This window comes from Stenotrophomonas sp. STEN009 (assembly GCF_056760395.1).
On sequence record NZ_JBRRES010000008.1, the window covers coordinates 13556 to 31729 of the forward strand.

General features: G+C 64.3%; 13 protein-coding genes, 1 tRNA gene and 1 pseudogene. 6 read left to right on the top strand and 9 right to left on the bottom strand.

Going from position 1 to position 18174, the window contains the following annotated elements; genetic code table 11:
• Window positions 1-186: 186 nt before the first annotated feature.
• From ACVOMM_RS05455 to ACVOMM_RS05465, 3 genes and pseudogenes are all read left to right on the top strand, one after another.
• Window positions 187-774 (top strand): HipA domain-containing protein, encoded by a 588-nt coding sequence (locus ACVOMM_RS05455; protein ID WP_277381112.1) that lies wholly within the window; start codon window positions 187-189, stop codon window positions 772-774.
• Window positions 775-839: 65 nt separating this feature from the next.
• Window positions 840-915: transfer RNA gene (locus tag ACVOMM_RS05460), tRNA-Ile, on the top strand.
• 174 nt (window positions 916-1089) lie between these two features.
• Window positions 1090-1455: pseudogene (locus ACVOMM_RS05465) on the top strand (Arm DNA-binding domain-containing protein).
• An 843-nt stretch (window positions 1456-2298) separates the two neighbouring features.
• On the opposite strand, the gene ACVOMM_RS05470 reads toward ACVOMM_RS05465, so the two are convergent.
• From ACVOMM_RS05470 to ACVOMM_RS05505, 8 genes are all read right to left on the bottom strand, one after another.
• Window positions 2299-3894, bottom strand: a complete 1596-nt coding sequence (locus ACVOMM_RS05470; protein WP_481525961.1) for a serine hydrolase — start codon at window positions 3892-3894, stop codon at window positions 2299-2301.
• A 13-nt stretch (window positions 3895-3907) separates the two neighbouring features.
• A complete protein-coding gene (locus ACVOMM_RS05475; RefSeq protein WP_481525962.1) occupies window positions 3908-5032 on the bottom strand; it encodes a YkvI family membrane protein in 1125 nt (374 codons plus the stop codon).
• A 4-nt stretch (window positions 5033-5036) separates the two neighbouring features.
• Entirely contained in the window at window positions 5037-6089 is a 1053-nt protein-coding gene (locus tag ACVOMM_RS05480; RefSeq protein ID WP_481525963.1) for an N-acetyltransferase DgcN family protein, read from the bottom strand.
• A gap of 60 nt (window positions 6090-6149) precedes the next feature.
• Complete coding sequence (locus ACVOMM_RS05485) at window positions 6150-8495, bottom strand: TonB-dependent receptor (protein WP_346480474.1); 2346 nt, start codon at window positions 8493-8495, stop codon at window positions 6150-6152.
• A gap of 140 nt (window positions 8496-8635) precedes the next feature.
• The gene (locus ACVOMM_RS05490) at window positions 8636-10342 is read right to left on the bottom strand and encodes an N-acyl-D-amino-acid deacylase family protein (RefSeq protein ID WP_180876542.1); all 1707 of its coding nucleotides are present in this window, start codon (window positions 10340-10342) and stop codon (window positions 8636-8638) included.
• 13 nt (window positions 10343-10355) lie between these two features.
• On the bottom strand, window positions 10356-11627 hold the full coding sequence (locus tag ACVOMM_RS05495; RefSeq protein ID WP_481525964.1) for a peptide MFS transporter: 1272 nt from the start codon (window positions 11625-11627) through the stop codon (window positions 10356-10358).
• The gene (locus ACVOMM_RS05500) at window positions 11624-12625 is read right to left on the bottom strand and encodes a dipeptide epimerase (protein WP_239519772.1); all 1002 of its coding nucleotides are present in this window, start codon (window positions 12623-12625) and stop codon (window positions 11624-11626) included. Before ACVOMM_RS05500 ends, ACVOMM_RS05495 begins: the two co-directional genes overlap by 4 nt.
• Before the next feature lie 61 nt (window positions 12626-12686).
• Window positions 12687-14720 carry a serine hydrolase domain-containing protein gene (locus ACVOMM_RS05505; protein WP_481525965.1) on the bottom strand — a complete coding sequence of 678 codons (2034 nt, stop codon included), beginning with the start codon at window positions 14718-14720 and terminating at the stop codon, window positions 12687-12689.
• A 245-nt stretch (window positions 14721-14965) separates the two neighbouring features.
• Here ACVOMM_RS05505 and ACVOMM_RS05510 point away from each other — a divergent pair, with 245 nt between their 5' ends.
• On the top strand, window positions 14966-15685 hold the full coding sequence (locus ACVOMM_RS05510; RefSeq protein ID WP_164151289.1) for a helix-turn-helix domain-containing protein: 720 nt from the start codon (window positions 14966-14968) through the stop codon (window positions 15683-15685).
• Between the two features lie 146 nt (window positions 15686-15831).
• Here the strand turns inward: ACVOMM_RS05510 and ACVOMM_RS05515 are convergent, their stop codons facing one another.
• Window positions 15832-16767 (bottom strand): LysR family transcriptional regulator, encoded by a 936-nt coding sequence (locus ACVOMM_RS05515; protein WP_065181598.1) that lies wholly within the window; start codon window positions 16765-16767, stop codon window positions 15832-15834.
• Between the two features lie 99 nt (window positions 16768-16866).
• On the opposite strand from ACVOMM_RS05515, the gene ACVOMM_RS05520 reads away from it, so the two are divergent.
• A complete protein-coding gene (locus ACVOMM_RS05520) occupies window positions 16867-17193 on the top strand; it encodes a nuclear transport factor 2 family protein (protein ID WP_065174462.1) in 327 nt (108 codons plus the stop codon).
• The gene (locus ACVOMM_RS05525; protein WP_065174463.1) at window positions 17190-17972 is read left to right on the top strand and encodes an SDR family oxidoreductase; all 783 of its coding nucleotides are present in this window, start codon (window positions 17190-17192) and stop codon (window positions 17970-17972) included. Before ACVOMM_RS05520 ends, ACVOMM_RS05525 begins: the two co-directional genes overlap by 4 nt.
• Window positions 17973-18174: the final 202 nt, after the last annotated feature.

Genomic DNA, 18174 nt, shown 5'->3' on the forward strand with positions numbered 1-18174 from the left:
GGCGACTGCCGACGCCCAGCGCCAGGACACCCCCGCTGGCAGCGAATGGCCTCTCTTCCGCATGCGCGAAGATGGACGTCTGGAAGAGCTGGGGCAGGTCGTGGCACTGCGCGGCGACGCCTTCTACGTTCAGACGCAAGGGGATCGTTCGAATCTTGTCCTCCCGCCCGAGGGCGACATCATGGGTTGCTTCTGCGCGAGGCGGGTGTATCTGCAGCAGAATCGTCGCTCATCCAGACCGACAGCCACTCCTTCCTGGAGGTGAAGCGGTTTGATCGCTCGCCGGGCACCCTGGGACGGCGTGGATTCGTGTCGCTGTTGGCCCTGTCCTCCGCGTATGTGGGTGACGTAACCATGGATTGGGGGCAGGCGGGTGAGCAGTTGCGAGCGCAGCGGTGGATCCATCAGGAGACCACAACCGCCCTGTCGCGGCTGCACGCCTTTGGGCAATTGATCGGCAATACAAACATGCATCAGGGCAACGTCGGCTTCCATCTGCTGGATCGGGGGGCGTTGCCGCTTGCCCCTGCCTACGACATGCTGCCGATGTCCCTGGCCCCCTCGCGAACGGGCGTTCTGCGGGCGACAACGCCGCTTCCCCCGGTCGCACCACGGCGCGCAGGCCAGCTGGATCACCTGCAATGGGCGGCTCCGCTCGCGGTAGATTTCTGGGAGCGGGTTGCAGCGTCTGGCCTGCTGCGCTCCAAGGTGCTGCTGGGAGTGGCCGGACAGAATGCGGCTCGGGTCCGGGCCATGGGGAATCGTTTCGGCTGAGGCACGCTTCTGCGGCCGGTCGGTGGCGAGAGAAGGCCTGACTCAACTACACTTTCACGTTGCACGGGCCTATAGCTCAACGGTTAGAGCAGAGGACTCATAATCCTTTGGTTCCAGGTTCGAATCCTGGTGGGCCCACCACATTGACGTCCAGTGAAGTCCGGGGATGTCCGATAGTGTTAAATCAAGCTTTTTTACGGCGCTTGACCGTCCATCGGCGTCCGTTCACATCCACCTGCATCCGCAAAAAAGTGAGTCAGGCTGTGAGTCGAGGGTATGTAGTTACCGACCCTGACTCACCAGCGGATGACTCACATGCTCACCGACACTAAAGTTCGCACACTGAAGCCCAAGGCAGCGGCCTACTGGATCGCTGACTCGAATGGGCTATGCATCGAGGTGCGTCCAACGGGGTCGAAGGCTTGGCGGTACCGCTATAGGTAAGCCGGTAGGGCCAGCATCGTCGCCCTCGACGAGTACCCCTCAATGTCGCTGAAAGCTGCTCGCGCCGAACGTGACCGTCTACGTGCGCTGCTGCGCGGCGGAGGCAACCCCGCTCAGGTGGAAAGGGTCGAGAACGCAGTGCAAGGAGAGTGCGCCGCAAACACCTTCGGTGCCATTGGAATGGGGTTTCTCGCCAAGCGGACGAAGGAAGGTCTTTCCCCTGGATCCGTTGGATGAGCCCTGCATTGCCTTGGCTCTGGCCCAGAACGGCAACAGCCCCCAAGACAACCGATCGACCTCCCGGCCTTCGCAGCTATACAGAATCACTGAGGCGCGCTGCGTCGGCGCGCAGTGTGGCTGGGCTGAATCTCGGCGAGGCCGGGGCCGCGGAGCTGGCACGAATCAAGGCAGCGCTGTAGCCACGCAGAACTTCGGCCGAGACCAAGCTGGAGGCCGAAGCACATGCAAGTTGAATCAGCGCGTGGCACATCCCGGCAAAGGGTGTGACCTTCGCGAGAACCAAGAACTGGGATTACTGTGAGCGGACACCACATTGGGTGACGGCCTCGATGTATCGAGCCTGTCGGCGCTTCAGGAATTTGCTGTAGAACCTGATATCGCTTCCCCCTCCAGTTCGAGGGGCGACCTCGACAAACTCCGCCGGGACGCCGCCATTGGAGTTCGACACGGAGTAGCCATCGGAACGGGGCTCAAGCACATACTGCCATCGTGATCCTCCAATGCTCACCTCTCCCCATGCGTCACGGACACAAGTGGCAGCGGCTAAGGGATCCTGATTGGACGAAAAAGTGGCTACAGGTCCGGTACTGCGCATGTCGCCAACAGAAGTGCAGGCTGCCAGCAGCATAAGCGTGATTCCGGCTGCTGCGATCCTGAGGCGTTGAGTCGTTCCGTGCATGCGGCAGCTCCATAGGAAGTGACGAACTGTGACGCAATAGCGAGAGGGCTTCAACAGTGTAGTAGTCAGTTCAGCCAGTTGCCGGCCGTGGCCTGGATCAACGTGAAGGACCCGGTGAGACCGCGGGGCAGCAACCGCCGCCCCTGGAGCGGCCAGGAAACCTATCTCCCGGCCGGCTCGAACCTGAGGTCCTGGTAGTCGTAACTGAAGTCCGCAAGCGGTGACGCCGCTTTCATCGTGATGTTCGCCACGTGTCCTTCCGCGTTCAACGCAAAGGTCACGAACGCGGGTTCGAGCGCCGTGTCATCCCAGTCGACGCGGAACGTGTCGTACTGCCAATGCCGCAGCGTACCCACCATGTTGGGGGTGCGGGTGAAATCCATGCGGAGCGTTCCCCCCTGTTCGGCGACGGTCGCTTCGCCATACCACGCATCCGCGTAGCGACCCACGTAGCCGCGTGCCGGTAGCGATGGACGCGAAGCGGTGCGTGCGGTCGGCGCCATGTCTTTGAGTGCCTTCAGTCCGCCGGTCAGGCGATCCTGGTACCAGCTCGAAAAGGCGCCCACCCAATCGCGCCGCTCAAAGCCCAGATAATGATCCATCAGTTCGTAACCGAGGCCACGGAGCACGTCCACGTCCTCGGCGTTCATCTGCAGGGCGATACCGAGTTTCCGGTCGGGTACCAGCACGACGAACGTGATCACACCGAACACCGCGCCGCCGTGCTGTATCACCTTCACACCGCGATAGTCCTGCACGTACCACCCGTAGCTGTAGCCGGAAAACTGCGGGGTGATGTCGCTGATCGGAGCCGGATAGGGGCTGATGGGGGTCGGCACCTGCGGTGTCCACATCGCGCGTGCGGAGGCCTCGCTGTACAGGCGCGTGCCACCATCGGGCAGCGCGCCCTGACCCAACTGCACCAGCATCCAGCGGGCAAAATCCTTTGCGCTCCACGACAGGCCGCCGGCGGGAGCGCCCACCTGGCCCAGACCTTCCCGCTCAGGCAGCATCTGCTGCTTTCCCAGGCCGCGCAGCCGTGCGTCCAGGCGTGCATGCGGTTGTACCCGATTGGCAGTGGCGAACCGGTTGGCCTCGTCGCTGACGGCGGTTGTCATGCCCAACGGCTTGAAGATCCGGTTGGCCACGAAGGTTTCCCAGGACTGCCCGCTGACCTGGCTTATCAGTTCACCGGCTACGATGTACAGGATGTTGTCGTACGCATACCCACTGCGGAAACTGGTGGCGGGCTTGAGATGGCGCAGTGCTCTCACGATCTCCATGCGCGTGCGCGACGTGCGCGGAATGAACAGGAGGTCGCCTGCGCCCAGTCCCAGGCCACTGCGGTGCAGCAGCAGGTCCGCCACGGTCATTTCGCGGGTGACCCACGGGTCGTACATGCGGAAGTCCGGCAGGTGGTCGATCACCTTGTCGTCCCATCCCAGCTTGCCCTCATCCACCAGAATCGCCAGCGCGGCAGCGGTAACGGCCTTGCCGGTCGAGCCGGTGGGAAAGATCGTATCGCCATCGACCGGCTCGCTGCCTCCCAGGCGGCGTACGCCATATCCCCGGGCCTGCACGATCTGCCCGTCCTTGACGATGGAGATCGCCATGCCCGGTACCTCGCGGGATTTCATCGCCTGCAGAACACGGGCATCAAAGTCCGCCGGCAGCGAGGACTGTGCGTTGGCCAGTGCCGCCATGCAGAAAAGTGCGCAGGAGATCATTGTCTTCCATGTTCTGGACGTGCGGGTCATGCGCGATCTCCGATCAGGAATGGGCGGTAGGCGCCGTGCGGCGCGCAGCACGTTGCAACAGGCGCCAGCTGCCAACGGTCAGCAGCGGCAGGATGTAGAGGCACAGGAACATATAGGCCAGTCCCCGGTAGCCCTGCGCGATCAGCGCCACGAGGCCCACGCGATCAGCGATGAAAATGGAGCCGACCAGCAGAACGCCGGCGATCATCGACCGTGCGGGCTTGCCCAGTCCCGCACCATCACCTCCTGCGAACGTACGGGCGATGCGTTCGTTGCAGGCATGCACGACGGCCGTTCCGCTTTCCAGCAGTGCGCTGAAGATCATCAGCTGGAACAGCACATGGAATACCGGCAGGTTCAACTGGCGCAGGATGAAGTCCGAAGGCAGCGCGACGGTTCCGATCCGGGGATACCACGCCAGCATGCACAGAAAGAAGAACAGCCCCGGGAGCATCGCCAGCGGGCCGGACAGCACGCCGGCCATCACGGCATCACGACGGCTGAGGAAGTGCCTGGCCAGCGGCAGTATGATCACCGCGCCGACGATGTTGTAACCCGCGTAGGTCAAGCCGCCCTGGAGCCAGCCGGTGGTCGGTTGCGGCTCCGACAGCGTGGTGAACGCCGCATCGCCGAAGCGGGCCAGCACCAGCACCAGGAAGGCGGCATAGGTGCCATACAGCAGTACGGAGACCCATTTGAACAGGGCCTCCACGGTATCGTTGCCGAAGGTGACGAAGAATCCGATGGTCACCATCAGCAGCAGCGTGCCGGCCAGTGTCGGCCAACCCAGCAACGCCGAAAAGATTTCCCCTGCCGCTGCTCCGAACACCGCCAGGATGAGCACCATGAAGATGCCGTACGCCAGCTCGAACAGGAAAGCGAACGGCCCCAGCAGCATTTCAAAGAAGCTGCGGTAGTCGAAACTGCGGGTGGCGTGCGCCAGCGCGAAGGTCAGTGCGCAGACGAGGCTCCAGCAGGCCATCGCTACCAGGATCGCCAGCATGCCGCCCTGGGGGCCGCTGGGAATGAAGTATTCCGCCAACTCGCGGCCCGTCGCGTATCCGCCGCCGATCACCGCGGCCTTGAAGGCAAGACCGGGAAGTATCCAACGTTGGAATCGCGTCGCGGCGTTGGTCATCGGCTCATTCTGCCTGCTTGGCCAGGCAGGCGCTTACCAGGGCATCGAATGATTCCCCACCCCGCACGGGATCGGCCACGGGCATGCCGAGGCGGTCGGAAAGCGCATTGATGGCGCGGTACGCGGCGTCCGCCTCCAGTTTCGCGGTATTGAGGCTGATGCCGGCGCAACGGATGTCCGGGTTGGTGCGCGATCCCAGGGTCAGGGCCAGCTCGACCGTGTCTTCCAGCGAGGGGAGCGCATAGTGGGGATAGCCCAGCACATGGTCGCGTCCATGCTCGTGGCAGATCACCACCACGTCCGGCTGGCTGCCATGCAGCAGGGCCAGTGATACGCCGGCGTAGGCGGGATGTGAGAGCGATCCCTGGCCTTCGATCACGTCCCAATGGCAGGGGTCCGCATCGGGAGACAGCATTTCAGCTGCGCCGGCGGCAAAATCCGCGATGACCGCGTCCATCGGAATGCCGGCGCCGGCGATCAGGATGCCCGTCTGACCACTGGCGCGGAAATCCGCATCAACCCCGCGGGCCTGGAACGCGCGGGCCAGCGTGAGCGCCGTGTATTTCTTGCCGAGCGCGCAATCGGTGCCGACAGTGAGCAGGCGTTTGCCCGTGCGACGGATGCCGCTGGCGATGGGCAGGTTGCGTGGTGGCTCACGGACATCGATCAGCCTACGGCCGAGCGCGCGTGCCGCGTTGCGAAGGGTATCGATGTCCGACAGCCGCATGTGCATGCCGCCGATCAGGTCCAGGCCGGCTTCCAGTGCCTGCAACAGCAACGGAATCCACGCGTTGGGGATATGTCCGCCGGGGTTGGCGACGCCGATCACCATCGCCCGGGCGCCCGCCATGCGGGCATGCTCGGGGGTGAGGAAGGGCAGGCCGGCGCTGACGCCGACATCCTCGCACGCGAACTCACCCACGCAGCGCTCGCGTGCCCAGTCGCGAAGGCCGTAGGCGGTCTTCGCATAGTTCGGCTCCCGGGTGTCGCCGAGGAACAACAGGTAGGGCTGCGGAAGCGCTGCGGCTTCGTGCAAGCTCGAAACGGCGGTCTGCATGCGCGGGTCCCGAAGGGGGTGGGAGGATGAACGGCGGCAGTGAAGCGATGCAGGCCAGGCTCAGAACCGGAAGTCCAGCTCCATGCCGTACGTCCGCGGTTGTACGGGGACTGCGGCCACGTGCGAGTTGACCCGCGACAGCGCACCGGCGACGCGTGCCAGCGTCAGCCAGCCGTCCTCCCCGGTCACGTTGTTGACGTAAGCACGCAGTTCCCAGCTGCCACGGCCGATGCCGGCATACAGGTCGAGGGAATGGTTACTGCCGAGCTTCAGCGGCGAGGTGATGACGTCCGGCATCACCTGGGTATCTGGATCACCGGGGGCAGTGAAGCGCTGCCGTTCGGTGGTGCCATTGAAGCGTTCACCGGTCCAGCGGAACGCGCCGCCGATCTGGCCGTTGTAGCCGTTGGCGGTGGAAAACGCGTATTCGGCGGTCGCCGTCCAGGACAGTCGCGGGGAATACGGCATGCGATCGTCGGCCAGGCCGGTCCACTGGATGAAATCAAACCCATCCTGCGGAATCACGGTAGGGTCAAAATCGTTCTTCAGCCGTGAGTTGGTGTAGGCACCGTTGAGCCCGAGCGTCAATGCATCGGTGACACTGAACTGCGAAGAAAGCTCAACGCCTTCGCTGGTGGCCTGGCCGCCATTGACCAGGCCGCTGATGCCGTTGAACGAGGAGGAAACCTGGATGTCGTCCCAGTCGATGCGGAAGACGGAAAGATCGAACGTGACGCGGCGATCGGCGAACTGCGATTTGATGCCGACCTCATAGCTGTCGAGCATCGACGAATCCACCTGCGGCGGAATGCCGACCATCGCCACGTTGGGGCCGCCGGGCTGGTAGCCGGTGGCGACGCGGGCATACAGCATGATGTCGTCGGAGAGCTTGAACTGCGGGCTCACGCTCCAGGTGAACACATTCTCGCTGGAGGTTCCGGTGGTTACACCGATCGGCGCGAGGATGCCTTCCGATACCCGCTGGCTGTACCACTGGTCATTGCGCGCCTGGCGGACGCCGAGGTCCAGCTTGAAGCGATCGCTGATGCGCCAGGAGCCATTGGCGAACACCGCGTATTCCTTGTAGGTGCTGGGCAGGCCAATGACCGCCAGGGTGCCGAACTGCGCATCGTAGGGCGGCGGCAGCGGCGTGCCATCCCGCTCGGCGAGATTGGCCACCTGATCCTGCTTGCTGTCTTCCTTGGTGTAGAAGCCACCGACCATCCATTCGAATGTTCCACCATCCTTGGACAGCAGGCGGAACTCCTGGGTGATCTTGTCCATGTCGTAACCGTAGCGCAGGCTGGAACTTCCCGGCGCGGGCAGGCCCAGCAACAGGTCGGCCACTTCACCGAACTGTGTCGTCGCGTCGATCTGGTCCATGGTCTTGGTCTGCGACCAGCCGGTTGCGGATACGAGATTGCCCCAGCCCAGGTCCCAGTCCATGCTCAGCGAGACCAGCGTCAGGTCCTTGGAGAAGGGACGCGGCTGCCAGACGGTGTCCTTCTGTTCGCCGAACAGCGGCGTCAGTGTTTCCGGATCGAGCGCCACACCGGCGCGATCATCACTGCGGATACGCTGGTGCAGCACCGACAGTCCGAGATCGAATGCATCACCATCCCAGGCCAGCGCAGTACGGGCACCGATCTGGTCGCCGGTGTTGATGTCCTTGCGGCCGTCGATGACGTTGTCGGTGAAGCCGGCAAGACCGTTGCGGGCGAAGCTCATGCGCAGGCCGAGCCGCTCGTCCTTCAGCGGCAGGCTGGCGCCCAGGCGCGCGTTCCAGGCTTGGCCGCCGCCCTGCACGGAGCGCAGGCCGAAACCCACACGGGTTTCTTCACCCACTACTTCCGGCGCGCGGGTCACGTACTTCAGCAGGCCACCAATGGCGCCTGCGCCGTACAGGGTGCCCTGCGGACCGCGCAGTACTTCGACGCGGCTGATGTCGTAGGGCATCAGGTCGAGCATCAGCGCACTGGCGCCCTGGTAGATGCCGCTGGAGCCGACGGGCACGTCGTCGATGTAGGTGGCCACCGTCGCGCCGGACGACAGCGCGGAGATGCCGCGCAGGGACACGCGGGTCAGGCCAGGGGTGCCGTCGTTCTGCACCTGCAGGCCGGGAATATAGGCGGCATAGTCTGACAGCGAGACCGCGCCGGTGTTTTCCAACTGGCGTTCACCGATCACGCTGATCGAGGCGCCCACTTCACGCACATTCTCTTCGCGCTTGTTGGCAGTGACCACCACGGTATCGAGCTGCTGGGCATCGGTGCGCTGGGCACCTGCGTTCGCCGCGTTCGTGCCGTCCTGTGCGAGTGCCGAAGCACTGCAACAGGCCAGCGCGCCAGCGATCGAAAGGGAAAGGTGGGTGCGGTACCACGGCCGTGCGGACTGGAACTGGGTCATGCCTGCTCTCCCGGGCAAGGTTGAATCAGTGATGGTCTGGCGTCGACATGTCGCCCTTCGCACGCGAGCTGTCCTGATCCGGGATAATGATCCTAATCAGAGAATTGTCAATACATTCAGAAAAATCATGTGTGAAGCGGTCAGCGCGTGGCTGGCGTCCAGCCCGGCCCTCGGACCACCTGGCCCGGCGTGGCGCCGGTATGCTCGCCTTCGCGCAGCACCTGTACGCCGTTGACGAAGACATCGCTGACGCCGGTCGCGTACTGCTGGGGTTCTTCGTAGGTCGCGTGATCGGTGATGGTGCCGGGATCGAAGATCACGATGTCGGCATGACAGCCCGCGCGCAGGCAACCCCGATCAGTCAGCTTCCAGTTGCTGGCCGGCAGGCCGGTAAGTCGGTGGATGCCCTCTTCCAGCGGCATCAGCTTGCGGTCGCGGACGTAGTGGCCGAGGAAACGCGCCACGTTGCCGTAGGCGCGCGGATGCGTGCTGGATTTCAGGAAAACACCTTCCGGAGCGGCGGACTCGGCATCCGAACCCAGGCTCACCCACGGCTGCTTCAACCCCAGCTCGATGTTGTCCTCGCTCATCAGGAAGTAGGCGGTGCCGATGCGGTGGTCGTCCTCGACGATCAGGTCCATCGCTGTTTCTTCAACGGATGTCCCGCGTTCACGCGCGATCGCTGCCAGTGACTTTCCGGCCAGGGGCTTCAGTGCTTCGCTCTTGAATTCGATTGGAACCAATCGTTCATCCGATCCGGCGAGCATGCGCAGGTTTTCCCAGGGCACGTTCGGATCGCGCATTTCGGCGATCAGCCGCGCGCGCGTGGCGGGATCCTTGAGCCGCCGGATCATCGCGTCGTGGCCACCGGCCTGCAGCCACGGTGGCATGCTCGCCGCAAGCCATGTCCCGCCTGCGGTGTAGACGTACATGTCCGCACTCAGCTTGAGTCCTTCCTTGCGCGCTGCCTCGATGCGATCGATCGCCTGCTGCATCTTCGGCCAGTTCTTCTCGCCGGCTGCCTTCAGGTGGTAGATCTCGGCATGCTGGCCGGTTGCACGTGCGATGGCCACGACCTCATCGATGCCTTCGAGCAGGCGATCGGCTTCGCTGCGCATATGGGAGATGTATCCGCCACCGGATTCGGCAGCGGCCTTGGCCAGCGCGATCAGTTCGTCGGTTTCGGCGAACCTGCCCGGCGGGTAGATCAACGAACTGCCTACGCCCAGCGCTCCTTCGCGCATCGCCTGGCGAACCACGTCCTGCATGCGGGAAAGCTGCTCGGGGGTTGGCTTGACGTCGTCCTCGCCGAGCTCATGGATGCGGACCGTCGCAGTGCCGATGAACGACGCGACATTGGGTGTTACGCCCCGCTGCTGCAGATGTTCCAGGTAGCCACCGAGGGTGGTCCAGGGGATGTCGTATCGGATATCGGCCTGCTGCTTGAGGGCATCGGCCTTCATGCGTTCGTTGACCGGTCCCATCGACCAGCCTTCGCCGAAGATCTCCAGCGTCACCCCCTGCTTGGTATCACTGACACCGCGTCCATCAACGATGAGCGACTCCGTCGCCCAGCTCAGCACGTTGATGAAGCCCGGGGCGACTGCCTTGCCGCCGGCGTCGATCTCCTTCCCGGCGTGCGCCGCCTTGCCGGCGTGCAACAGCTCCACGATGCGACCATCCCGCACTGCCACGTCCACGCGCTGGGGCGGGCTGCCGCTGCCGTCGTAGACCACGCCGTTGCGGATTACCAGGTCGTAGCGCGGGAGCGCATCGGCGCTGCGGGCCGTGGTACAGGCGGCGAGGGCGAGGGTGAAGGCGAGCAGGGTCGGCGTGAATCGCGGCATGGTGCTTTCTCCATCAGGATGACAACGAACGTATCGGCCGATCCAGCCGCCACAGGATCAGCGCGGCAACCGCGGCCAGGCCGGCAAGCAGCAGGAAGAAACCGGCGTGACTGGTCCTCGACCACAGCGTGCCCACCAGTCCCGCCAGCAGGCTGCCGCTGAAGACGGCGAGGAACCAGGAGGCAACGGTGGTCGCACCCAGGCGTGGTGGCGCGAGCCGCGCGAACAGCCCCAGCCCGGTCGGCAGGATGTACAGCTCACCCAGCGTCAGGATCATGAAGAAGGCCACCAGCCAGAGTCCGTTGACCAGCATCTGGCCGGCACTCGCAGCGAGCCCGGCAAGCAGCACGTAGGCGACGGCAACGATCAAGGCACCGATGGCCATGCGACGGGCCGGGGAGGATTCCCGGCCCTGGTCTGCACGACGTCGCCACTGGGCCAGCAGTACGGGGGTGATCGCGATCACCAGCAGCGGATTGAGCGACTGGAACCACGTCATCGGTACCAGGAAGCCTCCGACCACACGGTCAACGCGGCTGTCGATCCACAACGGCAGTGTGTTGCCGATCTGCTCGTAGGCGCCACGGAAAATCGTCGCGGCCAGTCCAACGCCCAGCAGCAGCCACCAGATCCGCGGGTCGCTGCGGGTGGGCCCGGCATCGGTGATCACCCGCGTGCGGCGGGGTGGCTCCGGTGGCAGGTAACGGCGACCGGCCACGTAGATCAGCAGCCCGATGAACATGCCGATGCCGGCGGCGCCGAAGCCGTAATGCCAACCGTACAGTTCGCCCAGGGTGCCGCACACCAGCGGGGCCAGCAGACCACCGATGTTGAGGCCGACATAATAGACGTTGTAGGCCCGCCCACGGCGGGGATCGTCGCTGGCGTACAGGTCGTTGATCTGGCTGGGTAGACTGGGCAGGAACAGGCCATTACCCAGCGCGATCGTCGCCAGCGCGGGGTAGAGCATTGAATCGAACGCCATCAGGAAATGGCCGAAGGCCATGATGCTGCCGCCCAGGATGACCGCGTTGCGCTTGCCGAGATGACGATCAGCGATGATCCCGCCGATGATCGGCGTGAAGTACGCCATCGCCGTGTACAGGCCGTAGACGAAAGATGCTTTTTCCTGTGCGAAGAGCAGCTGCTTGGTCATGTAATAGACCAGCATCGTGCGCATGCCATAGTAGGAGAACAGCTCCCACATGTTGGTCAGGAACAGGATCGTCAGTCCGCGCGGCTGGCCGAACCAGGTCTTGCCATGGAGATCGGCCGGCATGCTCATGGGTGGGTCCGCGGCCCCCATACCTCGTCGCCGCAATCGATGAAACCATCCACGTAACGTACCGAAGGCGTGCGATCCTTCACCAGGAAGGTGGGGCCGTCCAGATCGACGATGTCGCAGAACTGCCCGAGCACGAAGGCCGGTGCCGCCGCGAGGCTGGTCCCGCACATGTTCCCGACCATCACCTGCTTGCCCAGCTCACGCGCGCGACGGGCCATCATCAGGCCTTCGGTCAGCCCGCCACATTTGTCGAGTTTGATGTTGATGACGTTGAAACGATGGTGCAACGCTTCCAGTTCGGCCAGGTCAAGGATGCTTTCATCGGCGGCGAAGGGCAGTGGGCGTTCGATGCCGTCCAGGTCGGATTCGTGCCCGCGCCGACAGGGCTGTTCCAGCAGCGAGATGTGCGCCTGGACCAGTGCCGGCAGCAGCAACGGCAGCGTGGCCGCGGTGTAGCCCTGGTTGGCGTCCACCCCGATCCACGGCGTCGGACAGCGTGCGCGTACGGCGCGCACGCGAGCTGTGTCCAGTTCGGGGTCGCCTGTCAGTTTGAGTTTCAGCGCGCGTGCCTGCGCATAGGCGGCTGCGCGCTCGGCCATGACCTCCGGTGTATCAGCGCCCACCGTGAAGGTCGTCAACAGCGGGCGCACACCATCCAGGCCGGCCAGCTGCCATACCGGCAGCCCGCTGCGCTGTGCCTCCAGTTCCCACAGCGCGGCATCCAATGCATTGCGCGCGCCACCTGCGGGCAGCAGCTGGCGCAGCGCATCGCGGTCGATGCCGGCTTCGATGCGTGGACGCAGTGCTTCCAGCGTGGCTTTCATCGTGTCCGGCTGGTCGTCGTTGTAGTAGACGCCGGCAGCCTCGCCGCGGCCGATGAAGTCCGCGTCGTACAGGGTCGCCACGGTGGCCGGCATTGCCTCGAAGACATGTCCGGCGATGCGGAACGGTGCCGACATCGGCAACGGTTCGTTGTGCAGCTCAAGTCGAAGGGCCACCACTGCCTCGTGCAGAAGGAAGGAGGGGGGCGGCCGGCGGAGGCCCCGCCGGCCGGTGGCATCAGTAGTTCGCGCCGAATCCGATGACATGCTGCGCGAAGCCGAGCCACAGCAGGAACAGGCAGGCCAGTGCCAGCAGCACGGCCCACAGCTTGGCCAACCATCTGCGCTGACTGCGCAGGACATGCCAGGCATTCCAGACCGCGAACGCTGCGCCGACGGGCAGGGCAACGGTGGCGAACAGGCGCATCGCATTGATCATGACGTCGCTTCTTGGCGAGGTCATTTCCAGGGCGCTCAGCATGCTCGCCACGAGCGCCAGCGCGGCGCTGGTGGCCAGCAGCGAGAGCAGCGCACCGATCCGCACCAGGCGATGGGCGCGTGCGTCCACGCCGCTCAGCCGGTAGGGCACGCCATAGTAACGACGGACCAGTGCCGACACCGGCCAGGCGACCACGGTCAGCAGCACGACGATCAGGCTGGCGATCAGCAGCGGCAGGTAGGCGGCGTGCCAGCTCGACAGGCGCTGGAAAACCATGATCGGTGCGTACGGTTCCAGGGTGAAGCGCGTGACCTTTCCATCCACCACGTCTGCCGCCAGGCGATCGGTGCTGGTGGTGTCCTGCCAGACGTATGGTGCGATCTCGCGCCACTTCTTCGGCGCGCCACCGTAGCCGATCGCCGCGCTCACGGTAAGGGATCCATCGTCGTTGGCGATGACCTTGACTGGTCCCAGAAGATTGGAAAGCGACACGAAGCTGGTGTCCGCACGGCGGCTGCTTACGTACGTGCCTGCCATCTGTGAAGCGTGCAGGAGGGCCTCCTCCTTCGACACGCCCTGGGGTGCGGCCGGCTTGCCGGGCAGGTAGCGGTCGGCGAAGCCGCGCGACAGCGCAGTGCGGATGTGCCCGGTTGCCCCGTCGCGCCCGGCGCTGTTCATCGACACGAACAGGCCGATGTCATCGTCCAGGAACAGCTGCAGGTCGCTATGGAACCACTGGGTATCGCCACCATGCGAAATGGCACGGTGGCCATTGACCGAGGTCTCGTAGAAACCCAGCATCATCCGGTTCAGCGGTCCGATCGACGCCTGACCGGTGGAGTGCATCTGCTGTGCAGTGGCGGCATCGAGGATGCGCGCATCACCAAAGGCACCGTCCTGCAGGTGGGCGATCATGAAACGGCCCATGTCCGATCCCGTGGCGGCCAGGCTGCCGGCGGGCGCCAGGCTGATGAATTCATACTCCTTGGCCTCGCCGGACGATGCGCGCTCATATCCCTTGGACATGCCGGACAGTAGCGTTGCCGGCAATGGCTGGCGGAAACTGGAGTGTTTCATGCCCAGTGGTTTGAAGATCTGCGCGTCGATGTAGTCGTAGAACGGCTGGCCCGAGGCGCGCTCGACGATGTAGCCGGCCAGTGCCGTGGCGTAGTTCGAATAGGCCGGTGTGGTGCCCGGTGCGTAGATGCGCTCGGGTGTCCAGTTCTTGAGTGCATCACCGAGCGGTACCACCTCGTCCAGGCGGGAGGTGATCAGCCCGCGGATCTGCTCTTCCATTCCGGTGGTATGGGTCATCACGTGCCGCAGCGTGATGGGCTTGCCGTCACGCTGCGGTATCTTGAAATCAAGATAGGTGTTGATGTCGGCGTCCAGGTCCAGCTTGCCCTGGCTGACCAGTTGCATCACCGCCGTCCAGGTGAACAGCTTGGAGACAGAGCCGGGGCGGAACAGCGTGCTTTCCGGATCAACCGGTGTGCGCTTCTCCAGGTCGGCGTATCCGTAGCCTTTCTGTACCAGGATCCGCCCATCCTTCACCACCACCACGACGGCGCCGGCGATGTCGCCGTTGGCCAGTGCATAGGGCATGATGCCGTCCAGCCAGGCCTCGGCGTCTTCGCGGGTCAGGACCGGCGCGCCTGCTGACGGCGCGGAAGGCGTGTTCTCTGCGGCCGGCAGCAAGGAGGGCGCGGTGGGTACGGGCGCCGTTGTCGGCGGCACCGATACGGGCGGAGCGATGGCCTGCTGGGCCTGCAGCGGCAGCGCAGCGACCATGGTCAGCACCGCGCTGCACAGGAGGACAGGGATCTTACGCATCGAACGGTCTCCGAACTGAAGCGACTGGACGGCCTCCTGTGCGTCTGGCACGTCGCACGGTGGCGGATATATCCTGATTTGGCGATAATGATCCTAATCAGAGAATTGTCAACCCATGCCGAAAGTCCCGGGCCAGGGTGCCTGGGCAGGGAACTGCTCTTTCCAAAGGACATCCCCGAGGGTGATCATGACCCGGGCTGGGAGGTTCCAGCAGAAGTACTGGTGTTCCAGGAGATACCGCAAGAATGACGTCACAACACCCCACCATTGGCGGACTGCTGCGGTCGCTGCGCGCTCGCAAGGGTTGGACGCTCAAGCAGATGAGCGAACACTCCGGCATTCCGCTGTCCACCTTGTCCAAGGTCGAGCACGATCGCCTGACCCTCAGCTATGACAAGCTCCTGCAGCTCGCGCAGCGGCTGCAGTTGCGGATGTCCGAGCTGTTCGCCGAGGATGCCGATGCCGTAGAGCCGTCGGTGACCGCGCGCCGCAGCATCGGCCGCATTGAGGACGCGATCCGGGTCACCACGCCAAACTATGACTATTTCTATCTCTGCCCGGAGCTGCGCCGCAAGCGCATGATCCCGGTACTGACCCGTGTGCGGGCGAAAACCATCGAGGAATTCGGTGCCCTGGTACACCACTCCGGCGAGGAGTACATCCACGTACTCGAAGGCCGCATGGAAGTGCATACCGAATTCTACGATCCGGTCGTGCTCGAGGCCGGGCAGTCGGTCTACATCGATTCCAACATGGGCCACGCCTACATCGCGGCCGAGGGCTGTGACGAGGTGGTGCTGCTTGGGGTCTGCTCCAGCAGCGATGAGCATCTCATGGAGTCGCTGCTGACGCTGCATGGCGACGAAAATGCGGTGCGCCCCGGCAAGGTGGAACGCCTCCCGCCACCGACGAAGATGGTGCCCAAGGCGCGTCGCCGGAAATCCCCGGCGTCATCGAAGGCCTGAAGCGAAGGCCGCCGGGCGTGCGTCATCGTGCGCGGCGGCCGGATCCCGTCATGGCCGATCCTGCAGCGCGAAGCGGACCGTCGCCTCGACGTGGATCGGATATCCAGAACTGTTTCAGTTCGTTTGCGGGTGGGCCCACCCCATCCTCAGCGCAACCGCACCTCCGTCTGCTTCCCTTCATCGAATGGCCCTTGATCCAGAAGACAGTCGATGAAGGCGCCCAGCAGGGCGGGTCGATGCTGCCGGCTCGGGTAGTAGAGGAACAGCCCGGGACGCGAGATCGACCAGTCCGACAGGACCCGGACCAGCCGCCCCTGGGCCAGGAGTTCGCCTACGCCGTCCTGCTCGAAGTGATAGGCAATGCCGAGCCCACCCAGCGCAGCAGCAATGCCGACGTCAGCGTGATTGGTGATGACAGGACCATCGACGGCTACATCGAGCCGATGCCCCTGCTTCTCGAACTCCCAGCGATAGTGCCTGCCATCCATCTCGAGTCGCCAGTTGATGCACGCGTGCTCGTGCAGCTCGGCCGGCGAGGTGGGGGTGCCTCGACGTGAGAGGTAGTCGGGGGATGCCACCGCCATCATCTTCATGTCGGGAGTGAGGCGGACGGCAACCATGTCCTTTTCGAGCTGGCCGCCGACGCGGATGCCTGCATCAAAGCGGCCCCGGACGATATCGGCCAGCGCATCGTCGACCACGATGTCGAGCACGACATCAGGATGCGCGCGATGGAAGCGCGCAAGCCGTGGGGCGATGACCGTCCTTGCCGCGATGCCCAGCGTGTTGATGCGCAGCGTGCCGCTCATCCGCCCCGTCGCCTCACCGGCATCCGCCACTGCAGCAGCCATCTCCCGGAACAGCGGGGCGATGCGCCTGTAGAGCAGTTCGCCCGTTGCCGAGGGTGCGACGCTGCGTGTGGTGCGATTCAGAAGGCGGGCGCCGATGCGACCTTCGAGCTGGCGGATCGTCTGGCTCAGCGCCGAAGGCGACAGGCCAAGATGCTCTGCGGCTCGCGCAAAACTCTGACGCTCCACGACGGCAACAAAGGCCCTGAGTTCAGCAAAGTCGGATCCGCGCATTATGTACTCGTTTCTAAAGAGCCCATCCGGATTCTAGGATATTCAATAAATTAGCCTGGGTGCGCATCCTACGGGCCATCCACCCGAGGAGACAGAAACGTGAGCGCCTTGACCCTTCCCGAGCCCATTGCGGCGTACTTCGCGGCAGAGCAGAACCCGGACGCCTTGACGCAGTGCTTCACGGCACACGCGGTGATGAAGGACGACGGACATACCTACGTGGGCATCGACGCCATCAAGGCGTTCATGGCCGAGGCAACGGCCCGGTACCACGCGACGAGTGTGCCGTTTGCCATCGAGCGGCAGGACGACATCCACAGGGTGCAGGCCGACGTCACCGGTGACTTTCCCGGCAGCCCGACGGTTCTGACGTACCGCTTTCGACTGGAGCGCGGCCGGATCGCATCGCTGGAGATCACGGCATGAACTTCGACCTTCAACTGAAGGACCTGAGGGCAGTGGTCACAGGAGGAACGCTGGGACTGGGGGCTGCCGTTGTGAAAACCCTGGCGGAGGCCGGAGCGCGCGTGACGACGTCCGCGCGTACGGTTCCCACCCAGACGCGCGAGGGCGTCACCTACGTCGCTGCCGACCTGTCGACCGCGGAAGGCACGGATCACCTTGCGCAGGCCGTCCTCCGGCAGTGGGGAGGTGTGGACATCGTGATCAATGTGCTCGGAGGCTCGAACACGCCCGGTGGTGGCTTCGCTGCCATTAGCGATGCGCACTGGTTCGCCGAGCTGAACCTGAATCTCATGTCCGCGGTGCGCCTGGACCGTGCACTGCTGCCCACGATGCTGCACCAGGGTTCGGGCGTGGTGATCCATGTCAGCTCCATCCAGCGCGTGCTGCCGCTGCCGGAGTCCACTACTGCGTACGCTGCGGCAAAGAGCGCTCTCACCACGTACAGCAAGTCGCTTGCCAGAGAGGTGACGCCCAAGGGCGTGCGCGTACTGAGCGTTGCGCCGGGCTGGATCGAGACCGAGGCGTCCGTGGCGTTCGCGGCGAGGATGGCCGCAGAGGCCGGAACGGATTACGAAGGTGGCAGGAAGATCGTGATGGATTGGCTGGGCGGGATTCCGGTGGGTCGACCTGCCAAGCCACAGGAGGTGGCCGACCTGATCGCTTTCCTGGCCTCCCCGCGCTCCGCGTCGATCGCAGGGACGGAGTATCGGATCGATGGGGGTACGGTCCCCACCGTGTGATCAACGGGCTTGGCGGTCGTATCGGGCGCCAGGCTGCACGCGTCTATGGGTCGCCGTTTCACAAAACTTCCATCTACCTGAATCAGCTGTTAGGCTCCGGGCGGAAGGTCGTCTCATTCAGGTACCAAAGTCCCCGCTGAACAGCCCGCATACAGGAATTGGAGAGAGCATGAAGCTCCGCGTGACAGGCAGGTCCCGTTCC

Coding starts and splice junctions, on each gene's coding strand:
- ACVOMM_RS05485 (WP_346480474.1), bottom strand. CDS start 8,495: ATGACCCAGTTCCAGTCCGCACGGCCGTGGTACCGCACCCACCTTTCC.
- ACVOMM_RS05480 (WP_481525963.1), bottom strand. CDS start 6,089: ATGCAGACCGCCGTTTCGAGCTTGCACGAAGCCGCAGCGCTTCCGCAG.
- ACVOMM_RS05515 (WP_065181598.1), bottom strand. CDS start 16,767: ATGCGCGGATCCGACTTTGCTGAACTCAGGGCCTTTGTTGCCGTCGTG.
- ACVOMM_RS05495 (WP_481525964.1), bottom strand. CDS start 11,627: ATGAGCATGCCGGCCGATCTCCATGGCAAGACCTGGTTCGGCCAGCCG.
- ACVOMM_RS05505 (WP_481525965.1), bottom strand. CDS start 14,720: ATGCGTAAGATCCCTGTCCTCCTGTGCAGCGCGGTGCTGACCATGGTC.
- ACVOMM_RS05470 (WP_481525961.1), bottom strand. CDS start 3,894: ATGACCCGCACGTCCAGAACATGGAAGACAATGATCTCCTGCGCACTT.
- ACVOMM_RS05525 (WP_065174463.1), top strand. CDS start 17,190: ATGAACTTCGACCTTCAACTGAAGGACCTGAGGGCAGTGGTCACAGGA.
- ACVOMM_RS05490 (WP_180876542.1), bottom strand. CDS start 10,342: ATGCCGCGATTCACGCCGACCCTGCTCGCCTTCACCCTCGCCCTCGCC.
- ACVOMM_RS05475 (WP_481525962.1), bottom strand. CDS start 5,032: ATGACCAACGCCGCGACGCGATTCCAACGTTGGATACTTCCCGGTCTT.
- ACVOMM_RS05510 (WP_164151289.1), top strand. CDS start 14,966: ATGACGTCACAACACCCCACCATTGGCGGACTGCTGCGGTCGCTGCGC.